The sequence below is a fragment of the Actinomadura sp. NPDC049382 genome (assembly GCF_040677125.1).
Lineage (GTDB): Bacteria > Actinomycetota > Actinomycetes > Streptosporangiales > Streptosporangiaceae > Spirillospora > Spirillospora geliboluensis.
The window spans coordinates 21,145-32,947 of sequence record NZ_JBFARO010000005.1 but is presented as its reverse complement, the minus strand read 5'-3'; the positions used below and the strand labels follow the sequence as shown (position 1 = coordinate 32,947).

Annotated in this window: 15 protein-coding genes; all 15 read left to right on the top strand. The window is 70.3% G+C overall.

From position 1 onward, the window contains the following. Window positions 1–48: 48 nt before the first annotated feature. The 15 genes from AB0K34_RS04930 (at window position 49) to AB0K34_RS04860 (ending at window position 11,799) form a co-directional block, all read left to right on the top strand. On the top strand, window positions 49–555 hold the full coding sequence (locus AB0K34_RS04930) for a hypothetical protein (protein WP_364545638.1): 507 nt from the start codon (window positions 49–51) through the stop codon (window positions 553–555). A gap of 20 nt (window positions 556–575) precedes the next feature. Next, window positions 576–1,499 carry a phage major capsid protein gene (locus tag AB0K34_RS04925; protein ID WP_364545635.1) on the top strand — a complete coding sequence of 308 codons (924 nt, stop codon included), beginning with the start codon at window positions 576–578 and terminating at the stop codon, window positions 1,497–1,499. Then, on the top strand, window positions 1,496–1,744 hold the full coding sequence (locus AB0K34_RS04920; protein WP_364545632.1) for an SAP domain-containing protein: 249 nt from the start codon (window positions 1,496–1,498) through the stop codon (window positions 1,742–1,744). The genes AB0K34_RS04925 and AB0K34_RS04920 overlap by 4 nt, the downstream gene beginning before the upstream one ends. Window positions 1,745–1,753: 9 nt before the next feature. Next, window positions 1,754–2,224, top strand: a complete 471-nt coding sequence (locus tag AB0K34_RS04915; protein WP_364545629.1) for a hypothetical protein — start codon at window positions 1,754–1,756, stop codon at window positions 2,222–2,224. After that, window positions 2,221–2,568: a hypothetical protein gene (locus tag AB0K34_RS04910; protein WP_364545626.1), complete on the top strand. Its 348-nt coding sequence runs from the start codon at window positions 2,221–2,223 to the stop codon at window positions 2,566–2,568. Before AB0K34_RS04915 ends, AB0K34_RS04910 begins: the two co-directional genes overlap by 4 nt. Next, window positions 2,568–2,855, top strand: a complete 288-nt coding sequence (locus AB0K34_RS04905; protein WP_364545623.1) for an HK97 gp10 family phage protein — start codon at window positions 2,568–2,570, stop codon at window positions 2,853–2,855. The genes AB0K34_RS04910 and AB0K34_RS04905 overlap by 1 nt, the downstream gene beginning before the upstream one ends. Beyond that, a complete protein-coding gene (locus AB0K34_RS04900; RefSeq protein ID WP_364545620.1) occupies window positions 2,852–3,235 on the top strand; it encodes a hypothetical protein in 384 nt (127 codons plus the stop codon). Before AB0K34_RS04905 ends, AB0K34_RS04900 begins: the two co-directional genes overlap by 4 nt. A 63-nt stretch (window positions 3,236–3,298) precedes the next feature. Further along, complete coding sequence (locus AB0K34_RS04895; RefSeq protein WP_364545617.1) at window positions 3,299–3,955, top strand: hypothetical protein; 657 nt, start codon at window positions 3,299–3,301, stop codon at window positions 3,953–3,955. 75 nt (window positions 3,956–4,030) lie between these two features. Then, window positions 4,031–4,189, top strand: a complete 159-nt coding sequence (locus AB0K34_RS04890) for a hypothetical protein (protein WP_364545615.1) — start codon at window positions 4,031–4,033, stop codon at window positions 4,187–4,189. A gap of 21 nt (window positions 4,190–4,210) precedes the next feature. After that, the gene (locus AB0K34_RS04885) at window positions 4,211–4,594 is read left to right on the top strand and encodes a hypothetical protein (protein WP_364545612.1); all 384 of its coding nucleotides are present in this window, start codon (window positions 4,211–4,213) and stop codon (window positions 4,592–4,594) included. A 59-nt stretch (window positions 4,595–4,653) separates the two neighbouring features. Then, window positions 4,654–5,100 carry a hypothetical protein gene (locus AB0K34_RS04880; protein WP_364545609.1) on the top strand — a complete coding sequence of 149 codons (447 nt, stop codon included), beginning with the start codon at window positions 4,654–4,656 and terminating at the stop codon, window positions 5,098–5,100. A gap of 1 nt (window position 5,101) precedes the next feature. Next, window positions 5,102–8,722 (top strand): phage tail tape measure protein, encoded by a 3,621-nt coding sequence (locus AB0K34_RS04875; protein ID WP_364545607.1) that lies wholly within the window; start codon window positions 5,102–5,104, stop codon window positions 8,720–8,722. Continuing rightward, window positions 8,723–9,670 carry a hypothetical protein gene (locus tag AB0K34_RS04870; RefSeq protein ID WP_364545604.1) on the top strand — a complete coding sequence of 316 codons (948 nt, stop codon included), beginning with the start codon at window positions 8,723–8,725 and terminating at the stop codon, window positions 9,668–9,670. Then, on the top strand, window positions 9,670–10,860 hold the full coding sequence (locus AB0K34_RS04865; protein WP_364545601.1) for a siphovirus ReqiPepy6 Gp37-like family protein: 1,191 nt from the start codon (window positions 9,670–9,672) through the stop codon (window positions 10,858–10,860). Before AB0K34_RS04870 ends, AB0K34_RS04865 begins: the two co-directional genes overlap by 1 nt. A gap of 21 nt (window positions 10,861–10,881) precedes the next feature. Next, window positions 10,882–11,799: a hypothetical protein gene (locus AB0K34_RS04860; RefSeq protein ID WP_364545598.1), complete on the top strand. Its 918-nt coding sequence runs from the start codon at window positions 10,882–10,884 to the stop codon at window positions 11,797–11,799. The last annotated feature ends 4 nt before the right edge of the window (window positions 11,800–11,803 follow it).

The following is an 11,803-nucleotide window of genomic DNA, read 5'->3' as shown; positions in this document are numbered from 1 at the left end:
AGGCGGCGGGGCGGCAGTACCCGATCGAAGCCCCAGGAGGGCCTGACCATGTCCGAGAGCACCACCGAGGCCGGGACGGCGCCCGCCGAACCCGCGCAGTCCACCGAGCCCCAGGAGGGCCAGGAGGGCGAGCCGACGACCTTCGACGCCGAATACGTGGCCAAGCTCCGCAAGGAGAACGCCAAGTACCGCACGGAGGCGAAGGCGAACGCGTCGGCGGCCAAGCGGCTCGCCGAGATCGAGGACGCAAGCAAGTCCGAGGCGCAGAAGGCCGCCGAGCGGCTCACGAAGGCCGAGCAGCGGGCCGCCGAGGCAGAGGCCAAGGTGCTGCGCCGCGAGGTCGCCCTGGAGCACAAGCTCGGCAAGGACGATGCGGCGCTGCTGGACAGCCTCACCGACGAGGACGCCATGCGCGCCCTGGCCGCACGGCTCGGAGCGGCCGCCGGCAAGAAGAGCAACTACGTGCCCCGTGAGGGCAGCAACCCCTCCGCCGGCAAGAACGGTGCGAGCGACGAACGCGAGTTCGCGCGCAGCCTGTTCGGGTCGGGCGGATAACCCCCGAAGGGAACCTGGTCATGGCCGTTTTCGGCACCGCTGACGCTCAGGTCCTCATGCCGCGGAACATCGCCGACGGCATGATCACGGCGTCCCGCTCCACCTCCGTCGTCGCACGGCTGTCCGGCCGCGAGCCGCAGCGGTTCGGCGAGGTGGACTACATCACCTTCAACGACTTCCCCAAGGCCGAGTTCGTGGAGGAGGGCGCGCAGAAGGCGTCCACCACGGGCGGGTTCGACTCGGTCAAGGCCAAGCCGCACAAGGCGCAGGTCACGATGCGGTTCAACCAGGAAGTCCAGTGGCTGGACGAGGACTACCAGCTCGGCGTGCTGAGCCAGCTCAGCGAGGCGGGCGGCGTCGCCCTGTCCCGCGCGCTCGACCTGGGCCTGATCCACCGGATCAACCCGCTGTCCGGGACGGTCATCACCGGCTGGGACAACTACATCACGGCCACGACCAAGCGGGTCGAGCAGGCTACGGCGGACGCCGACGCCGACTTCAAGGCGGCGGTCGGGCTGCTGCTCACCGCGTCGCCGTCGTGGCCGGTCAACGGCGCGGCGTTCGACTCGAAGTTCTCGTGGGCGCTGGCGAACCTGATGGAGCGCGACGGCTCCGGCGAGACGTCCCGGCAGCGGTACCCGCAGCTCGGCTTCGGCACGAACGTCACCAACTTCATGGGCATCCCCGTCGCCCAGGGCGACACCGTGTCCGGCACCCCGGAGGCGGCCGACACCAAGGTCCGCGCGATCGTCGGCGACTGGCAGGGTGGTGTCCGCTGGGGCATCCAGCGCAACCTCCCCGTCGAGATCATCCGCTACGGCGACCCGGACGGCCAGGGCGACCTCAAGCGCAACAACCAGATCGCGCTCCGCATGGAGATCGTCTACGGCTGGTACGTCTTCGAGGAGCGGTTCGCCGTGGTCGAGGACGCGGTGACGCCGTGAACATGACCCGGCACCGCAACAAGACCACCGGCAGCATCGTCCGCGTGGACGACGCGACCGCGGCGACGCTGGGCACCGAGTACCAGAAGTACGACGGGCAGGCCCGCGGGTACGAGGCGATGAAGGTCGCCGACCTGCGCGCGGAGATCGAGCGGCGCAACGAGGGCCGCGACGAGGCGGACCGGCTGCCCGACGACGGGCGCAAGGCCGACCTGGTCGCCGTCCTCGAAGCCGACGACGAGTAGGGCGCGCCCGTGGCCGAGATCATCAAGGTCGAGGATCTGCCCGCGGACCTGCGGGACGCGGACCTGATCGCGGACATGGTCGCGGGCGCGAACGCCAAGGCGTCACGGGTCGCCCCGTGCCTGGACTCGGTCGATCCGCCGCCGTCGGCGGGGATGCTCGCCGAGGCGAAGCTGGTCCTGCTCGGCGCGGTGAAGCGGTGGTGCGAGGCGGGCGCGGGCTCGTTCCAGCAGCAGACGGCGGGGCCGTTCGCGGTCACCACCGACACCCGGCAGCGGTCCGGGTACAACCTGTGGCCGTCGGAGATCGAGGCGCTGCAGGCGCTGTGCCGCACCGGGACGGCGGGCGCGTTCAGCGTCGACACGGCGCCGGGCTGCGCGGTCGACCATTCGCCGATCTGCGCGCTGGTGTTCGGTGCGGCCTACTGCTCGTGCGGCGCGGACCTCACGGGGGCCGGTCCGCTGTACGAGGACGTCCCGTGAACTTCCCGCACGGGGAAACGGTCGTGCGGATCCGGGTCACGCCCGGCGGCCGGGACCCGTACGGCGACCCCATCGGGGACGTCGAGACCCGCACCGACGTCACCGGCTGCGCGGTCGCGCCGCGGCAGGCCGGCGAACAGATCGGGCAAGGCCGCATCGCCGCCACCTCGGGCGTCACGATCTACGTCCCGCCGGACACGGACGTGCTGCCCAGTGACCGGTTCGAGGTGCGCGGCGCGGTGTGGGAGGTCGACGGGGAGCCGGCCGTGTGGCGGTCGCCGTTCACCGGGTGGGAGCCCGGCCGCGAAGTGCAGTTGACCCGCGTCGAGGAAGGGGCAGCGTGATGGCCGTCGAGCGGACCCGGTACGTGCCGAACCGGCAGCAGATGCGGCGGCTGATGCAGTCCCCGGACATGGCCCGGGCGATGCGGCGCGCGGCCGAGAACGCGCAGAAGGCGGCCGAGGGCATCGCACCCCGCGACTCTGGCGAGTACGCCCGGTCGTTCGAAGTGGAGACCCGCATCGTCGGGGACCGGCAGACGGCCGTGCTGTACAACACCGCCCCGTACGCGGCGGCTCTGGAGGTGCGCCTCCGGATCCTGGGCCGGGCCGCCGACCACGCCAAGCCATGACCGACCTCGCCCCCTATAGCGACGTCGAGCGGATGCTCGTCGCCGACCTGGGCGACTTCGGGGCGACGGGCACGGTTCTGCCCGCTGACCTGCCGGGCAGTCTGCCGTTCGTCCGTCCGCGTCGCATCGGCGGAAGCGACAACGGCGTGACCGATGTCGCCCGTGTCGTGGTCGACGTGTTCGCGGTGTCGCGTGCGACGGCGTGGGATGTCGCACGTCGCGTCCAGCAGCGCATGATCTCCGGGCCCCGCCGGATCCCCGACGCCGGGGTCATTGACCGGGCGGTCACGAATGTCGGTCCGCAGGACGCGCCCTACGAGGATTCGCGGGTGCGGCTGGTGACCGCGATCTACGACGTGTCGTCGCGCCGCCCCCGCTGACCGTACGAGCCCGCCCGGCTCCATCGCCCCAAGGGGGCACCCGCTTATGAGAGGAGACGGGCCATGCCCGCCTGGGACGAGCTGAAGAAGCACCAGAACCACCTGATCCGCAAGGCGCTCGAAGGCAGCGTGTTCGCCGCCCCGATCACCGCGCCGGCGGTGACGGCGCTGACCGACGCCACCTCCGAACTGCTCGACCTGCCGACCGGCTACGTCGACCTCGGCTTCATGTCCGACGACGGCGCCCAGTTCAGCTCCGAGATCGACTCCTCCGACGTCACCTCCTGGGGGTCGGTGGAGCCGACGCGCCGCGACATCACGCAGGACGTCACGACGCTGCAGGGCTTCTTCCAGGAGACCAACAAGATGACCGTCGCGTTGTACACCAACGTGGACGCGGCGTCGCTGGTCCCGGACGCGACGAGCGGTGAGCTGAAGGTCGACAAGCCGGACCGGCCCGCGTCCCGGCACTACCGCATCCTGACGCTGGGCGTGGACCTCGCCGACGCGGGCGAGATCTACGTCGCGCGGTTCCTGCCGCGCGCGTCCGTGACCGACAAGGACGACCAGGCGTTCCAGTCCGGCGACGACCCGCTCGGCTGGCCGGTCACCATGACCGCCTACAAGGACTCCGCGCTCGGCACCTCGGAGAGCTACTTCTTCGGCGGCCCCGGCTGGAAGGCGCTACTCGCCGACATGGGCTTCACCACGACCCCGTGACGACTCCGCGGCGCCGGTCTGCCGGGCGGGCGCCGGCGCCGCGGTTCCACGTCTCCCGCCCGCGAGGAGGTCCCCATGTCCGAGGTGTACGTGTCGCCCGACGGCCAGTCCCGGATGCGTGTGGCGTCGCCGGAGACGGCGATCCGGATGCGCGCCCGCGGCTGGCGCCCCGAGTCCGAGAAGGCGGCCGCCCCGAAGCCCGCCGCCCCGAAGTCCAAGTCCGAGCAGTCCTGACCTGAAGAATGGAGCCCGCCCATGCCTCCGCGTAGCCGTTCCGGCAACCCCGCCGTCCGCGCCGCCGCGTCCAAGACGCGCAAGCCGCCCGCGAAGAAGACCTACTCCCTCGCGAAGTACAGGGAGGAGGCGGGCGGCGAGCCGTTCCCGCTGGAGCTCGACGACGGCGAGGTCATCGAGATCCCCCGCCCGACCGGCGACGTGATGATGACGCTCGGCGAGAAGTACGCCGGTGCAGAGGAGGGCAACCTCCCCATCAAGGAGCTGCTCGGCGACCTGCTCGGCGAGCACTACGACACGGTCATGCCGGTCATCGGCGCCGAGGACTTCCATGTGATGGTCCGCTTCCTTGAGGACCTGTCGGAGCACTTCGGCCTGGGGGAAGCACTCGCCTCGCTTCGCTGATCGCCAGGTATGGCGACGCGATCGAGGCCGACCTCCCGCACCACTACCCCGGCGTCCGCATGCGGCAGCTGTGGACCGGCGAGCTCGGTATCCGCGAGGCGCTCAACCTGATCGACCGGCTGCCCCGGCACAGCCACCTCGCGGCGGCGATGGCCGATGACGACGATCTCGCCGACCTGATCGACGAGGACGCGCCCGCCCCGCCGCCGCCGCTGACGGAATGGTCGGCCGATCACGGGCTTCTGACGATCATCGCGGAGCGGCTGGGCGATCTGCTGGCCGCGACCGCGCAGGCCAACAGCGGCAAGAAGGTGCCGTCGCCGCGCCCGCTGCCGCGCCCTGAGACGGCGCTGAAGCGGAAGGTGAAGCGGCGCCGCGAGTACAAGCGGGAGCTGATCCGCGACCGGCTCGCGAAGGCGAAGGCCGCCGGACGGCCGACCATGTCCGACCTCGCTGCCGACCCCATGCACGCACTCACTGCGCCGAGGCGCCGAGACGGGAGGTGACATGCCCTTCCAGTCAGGTACCGCCTTCGTCCCGATCGTCCCGAGCTTTCGGGGCTTCCAGGCGCGTATCGCGCGGGAGTCCGGTGCGGGCGGGCGGCGCGGCGGCGAGGAGTTCGGCAGGTCGTTCGCGCCCGCTGCGGAGCGGGGAGCGCGCGGCCTGGGCGAGCGGCTGCGGGGGTCGCTGTCCCGTCTCGACGAGGCCATGGGGAAGATCGGCCTCGCGGGCGGGGCGGCGCTCGGCGCGGGCCTGCTCAAGGCCGTCGAGGCGTCCACGTCGCAGGGGAAGCTGCAGGCGCAGCTCGGCCTGTCGTCGAAGGAGTCGGCCCGGTTCGGCCGGCTCGCCGGGCAGCTGTACGCCGATGCGTACGGCGAGTCCATCGACGACGTCAACACCGCGATCGCCGCAGTGGTCTCGTCGATCGACGGGATGCGCGGTGCGAGCGACTCCGCCGTCCGGGACATGACCGCGAAGGCCCTGTCGCTGGCGAAGGCGTTCGACATTGATGTGGCCCGCGCCGTCCAGGTCGTCGGGCAGCTCGTCAAGTCGGGCCTGGTGAAGGACGCGGCGCAGGGCATGGACCTGCTCACCGCGACCCTGCAGAAGGTGCCCGCGGCCGTGCGTGAGGACGTCATCGACGCCCTCGACGAGTACGGCCCGTTCATGCAGCAGATCGGCATCAAGGGTCAGGCGGCTTTCGAGCTGCTCGCGGCCGGCGCCGCGAAGGGCATGTACGGGATCGACAAGACCGGCGACGCCCTGAAGGAATTCACCATCAGGGCGACGGACTTGTCCGCGTCCACGCAGGCCGCCTACAAGACCCTCGGCCTCGACACGCAGAAGGTTACGAACGACCTGCTCGCCGGCGGGCAGCGCGGCGCGAACGCCTTCGAGCTCATCATCACCAAGCTTCGCGGCATCAAGGACCCGGCCGAGCAGTCGCAGGCGGCGCTGGCCCTGTTCGGTACGCCGCTGGAGGATCTCGGCACCAAGGACATTCCGAAGTTCCTGCAGAGCCTGGACACGACGCGGAACAGCCTCGGCAACACGGCCGGGGCGGCGCAGCGCATGGCCGACTCGATGGCCAACACCGATGCCGCGAAGATCGAGCGTTTCAAGCGCAGCGTCGAGCAGGGCGTCACGAACGCCGCGATCGGTGCGATCCCCTGGCTGGAGCGCCTCGGCGGCACGGCCAAGAACCTCGGCATCACCCCGGCGGGCGTGACGCAGTTCGCTCTGGCGGTGACGGGTGTCGCGGTCGCCGCGAAGCTGACCGCTGCCGCTGTGTCCGCGCTGACGTTCCAGGTGGCGGGGCATTCGGCGGCGAGCCTCACGGCCGCTGCGGCGACCCGCACCTACACGGCGGCGGTGCGCGCGTGGATGGCCACGAACTTCATGCGGGGCTTCACCAACATCAACGCGGCGATGGCCGCGAACGCCACGCTGATGACCCGGCTCGGCGCGGCGCTGAAGTCGCAGATCCTGCTGTGGCGCCAGCAGGCCGCCGCGCAGGGCGTGTCCACCGCGCGGGTCATCGCGCACGCGGCCGCGCAGCGCGTGGTGGCGGCGGCGACGTGGCTGTGGACGGCGGCGCAATGGGCGCTGAACGCGGCGCTCGCGGTGGTGACGTCCCCGATCGGGCTGATCGTGATCGCGATCGGACTGCTGATCGGCGCGATCGTCATTCTCTACAAGAAAAATGAGACGTTCCGCAATTTCGTTAACGCGGCATGGACGGCGATCAAGAACGCCATTATGCAGGCGTGGACGTTCATCAAGCCGATCTTCATGCAGATCGCGCACGTCCTCATCAACGTCGTCGGCACGGCGCTTCGCTGGTATTGGGCGTACGTGAAGTTCGTGTTCACCACCGTGTGGACGATCATCTCCTACGCGTGGGCCGGGATCCGGATCATCTTCACGGCGATCGCCGGGTTCCTTCAGGGGCCGCTGAAGATCGCATGGATCGTCCTGCAGAACACGATCAAAATCGTGTGGATCGCGATCCAGATCTACATCAAGATCGCGTGGGCGATCATCAAGACGTACTTCAACGCGATCAAGCTGTACATCACGGCCGTCCTGATCCCGATCTTCAAGTTCCTGTACAACAACGTCGTCAAGCCGGTCTTCAACGGCATCGTCACGGTCATCAAGTGGGCGTGGGCCGGGATGAAGGTCGTGTTCAACGCGATCAAGAACTTCCTGTCGGCGACGCTCGCCCCGCAGTTCCGGGTCTTCAAGTCCGTCGCCGGGAACGCCTGGACGGGCCTGAAGACGGTCATCAGCACCATCTGGAACGGTGGCATCAAGCCCGCGTTCAACGCGCTCAAGTCGGCGCTCGGCACAGTGAAGAGCGCTTTCCAGACGGCCGTCAGCGCCATTAAGTCCCACTGGGACAAATTGAAGGGCATTGCCAAGACGCCCGTGAATTTCGTGATTGGAATTTACAATCGCGGAATCGTCGGGCTGGTCAACAAGCTGGCCGACTTCGCCGGGGTGAAGACGCGCCTGTCTCCGATCCCCCTGCTAGCACGTGGCGGCACGCTCGACAACCCGATGCCCGCGCAGCCGATGGTGACGAACGGGGCGCTCGCGATCGTCGGCGAGGGGCGGCGGCAGTACCCCGAGTTCGTGATCCCCACCGACCCCAGGTACCGGCGCCGGGCGCAGGCGCTGTGGGCGATGGCCGGCCAGAAGGTCATGGGCTCCAAGCCCGCGAACAAATGGCTGCGCGGCCCGAACGCCCTGAACGGTGAGGGCATCGGCTTCGCCCGAGGCGGGTCGCTTCAGGCGCTGGCGTTCGGCGGGATCATCGGGAAGTTCGTGGACGGCGTTCGCAACTTCACCGTCGGCAACGTCACCAAGGGCGCGGAGACCCTTCTCGGGAAGGTGCTCGGCGGGACGGTCCCCGGCACCGGCAAGTTCCGTGACGTCGTCGCTGCGGTCCCCGGATGGATCAAGCGCTCCGTGCTGGACTGGGTGAAGAAGAAGGTCGCGACCTTCGGCGGCGGCCCCTCCATGGAGCGGGCGCTGAACTGGGCGAAGACGCAGGACGGCAAGCCGTACCAGTGGGGCGGCAACGGCAACCCCTCGTGGGACTGCTCGGGCTTCATGTCGGCGATCGAGTCGGTGATCCGCGGGCAGAAGCCGCACCGCCGCTGGGCTACGTCCTCGTTCAACGGGGGGACCCCGCCGGGCTGGCACCGCAACCAGAAGTCCGGCTTCATGATCGGCGTGCTGGACAACGGCAACGCGCACGCGAGCCACACGGCGGGCACGCTGCTCGGCCACAACGTCGAGTCCTCCGGGAGCGGCGGCGTCCGTGTCGACCACGGCGCCCGCGGGTTCAACAACGCGATGTTCCCGTGGCGGTACGGCCTGAAGTTCGACGACGGCGGGCAACTGCCGCAGGGCGCGACGCTGGCGCTGCACAACGCCCGCCGCCCGGACCGGGTGCTGACGGATGCGCAGTGGAGCGCGATCTACGGTGCGGCCCGCGGCAGCGACGGCCCGTCCACGGTGAACAACATCTACGCCCGCACCGCCGACTTCACGGTCCGGGACCTGGAAGTGCTGGAGCGCAGGCAGGCCGCCAACGCTCGACTGGGGAGGCCACGCTAGATGCCGCTTCTCACTGGCACCCGGACCGGCCCCGGCACGGGCATCCCGCTGCCCGGCGTCGGGTTCGCGACCGCGTCCTTCACCGACCCGTCGGGCACGGTGTGGCCGCTGACCGACGAGGCGTCCGGATGGTTCACGCTCTCCGACGGCGTGTCCGGCCTGGACGTCACCCCGTACGAGCTGACCAAGGACTCCTACCCGCGCGGCGGGTCGAGGCTGCGGCACCGGCAGCCGGCCGAACGCACGATCATCTGGCCGCTGCACGTCTACGGCGACACGCACCTGCAGTTCCTCGGCCGGTGGCGTGACCTCGGCACGGCATTCGCGGCGACGCTGCACGACGGGCCGGGCTGGCTGGAGATCGCCCGCCCGGACGGCACCCGCCGCCGCATCCAGGTGATCTATCAGGACGGGTTCGAGGGGCGGGCGCAGCAGGGCACGGGCATCATCTCCGACACGGCGATCCTCGCGCTGTACTGCCAGGACCCGTACTGGCTGGACCCGGTGCCGGTGACCGAGCACCGCTCATACGGGCTCGGTGTCGACTTCCTGAACCCGTTCCCGTCGGTGTCGTCGGGCAGGGTGCTCGGCGAGACGACCTTGCTGAACACCGGGAGCGTGGAGGCGTGGCCGACGTGGACGATCACCGGTCCAGCGACCCTCGTCACGATCACCAATCAGGACACGGGCGAGGCGTTCGTCCTGGACCCGGACGCCGACGGCATCGGCCACGGGCCGCTGCTTGCCGGTGAGCAGGTGGTCGTCACGACCGACCCGCCGCGCGTACGCGGCCCGCTGGGCGAGACGTGGACGGGCGCCCTCAACTGGCCGGGTGCCGTGCTGTGGTCGCTGCGGCGCGGCGTGAACCGGGTGAACTTCCAGCTCGACGGCGCCGCTGAGGGCAGCGCCGTGGACGTGTCTTTCAACGCCCGCTACGAGATGGCCTGATGATCACGCTGCTGGTCACCGACCAGAACTTGAACGTCATCGGTGACCCGCTCGACGGGTGGACGAACCTCGACGTGACGCGCCGCTTCAATGAGCCCGCGTCCGGGACGGTCGACCTGCCCGCCTCGCTGGAGGTCATGTCGATCCTCCAGCCGGGCAACCGCCTCGTCGTGATGCGGGACGGCGCGGTGTGGACGGCAGGGCCGATGGAGATCCCGCAGGAGATCGAGGTCGGCTACGGCGGCGGCGACTCCAGCGGCGGGCAGGCCCCGCCCGGCGACATCTCGATCAACTTCACCGACGACCTCGGCCGCATCGCCGGGCACTTCACCTGGCCGAACCCTGCCGTGGCGTGGGCGAGCCAGCCCGCGAACACGTGGCGGACCATCAACGCGACCGGCGGCGAGACCATCATCCGCACGCTGGTCAACGAGAACTGCGGGCCCGGAGCGCTCACGGCCCGGCGCATCCCGCGGCTGATCCTCGGCCCGCTCTCCGGGGCCGGCACGACGACGCTCGTCAACACGCGCTTCGAGGGCGTGCTGGAGGCGTGCCGCCGCGTCGCCATCGACGGCGGCGGGATCGGCTTCCGGACCCGGCAGGACGGCAGAGACATCGTGTTCGAGGTGTACCAGCCGCGGGATCTGTCCCGGACGGCGCGGTTCAGCTTCGGCCTCGGCAACCTCCGCTACCTGCGGGCGAAGCTCAGCGCCCCGACCGTCACGCACGCGCTGGTGGCCGGGACGGAGGACGAGGGCGCGACCACGAGGGCGTTCGTCGAGGTCGCCGACACGGCAGCGGCGTCCACCTGGTACCGCGTGGAGAAGTTCGTGGACGGCTCGGCCACCGACGACACGGCGGGCGAGCTGACGCAGGCCGGCCGCGATGAGCTCGCTGGCGGCGCGGCCCCGGTGGAGCTGGCCACGGTGACGGTGGACATCCCGGACAGCGACGAGGGGCCGGGCCAGATCGCGGGCCGGGACTTCGATCTCGGCGACCGCGTGTCGGTGCAGCTGCCGAACGGCGAGCAGGTCACCGACCTTGTCCGCTCGATGCACCTGCAGGCGACACCGACGGGCGGCGAGCAGGTGACGACTCTGGTGGGCTCGCCGGAGGCCACGAGCGACCCGCAGATGGTGCGGCTGGTGCGGGACTTGTCGCGCCGCATCGGCCGGATCACGGCCCGCTGACATGGACATGAGGAGGGGTTGATGGCCGAGGCGTCCTGGCCGGACCCGGCGAACGGCCGGGTGGTCTCTGAGAGCGAGTACGAGAAGCTCGCCGCGCGCTTCTCCGACGACGGGATCCTGAACGGCCCGTTCGACTCGACGCCCGTCGTGGCGGGCGCCGGTCTGCAGGTGCTGATCCAGCCGGGATTCGTCGCGAACGTGCGCGGGTTCGCGTGGGAGTCGGGCTCGACCGAGTTCCCGCTGACGATCGACTCCAACAACCTCACGGCCGGGACGCGCCTGGACTGGGTCGTCCTGCGGCTCGACCGGTCCACGTGGCAGGTCCGGGCCGCCGTCCGGAAGGGCACGCCCGGCGCCGGGCGGCCCGCGCTGGTGCGAAACCTGTGGGGCACGGGCGTGTACGAGATCCCGCTCGCGCTCGTGTCGGTGCCGGTCGGCGCGTCGAGCGTGGACGTCACCCCGTACCCGCTGTACGTCGGTTCGCGGATCCGTTTCGCGACCGGCTTCGACGAGCCGGACGCCGCGCCGGGGGCGCTGCGCTGGAGCATCGGCGGCTACGACAGCTACGACGGGAGCGCCTGGACGCGCGTCATCGGCGACACCGGGTGGATCAACCTGAACCTGGACTGGACCACCGTGTGGTCGAAGACCAGCGCCGACACGTGCGCCGTCAAGCTGAAGAACGGCATCGTCGGCCTCAAGGTCTCCGCCACACGCAAGACGTTCTTCGGGCGCACCGACCCTGACGGGTCACAGCTGGTCACCCTCCCGATCGGGATGCGGCCAGTCGGGCACCCGGCGTACGGGGTCGGGCAGTTCAGCTCGGGCGACAGCATCCGGATCGACTGCCTCACCGACGGCCGCGTGGTCGCGATCTTCCCCTCGCGGGACATCCCGGCCGGCGCCACCCTCCGCTGCGGCGTCACGTTCCCGATCTAGGAGA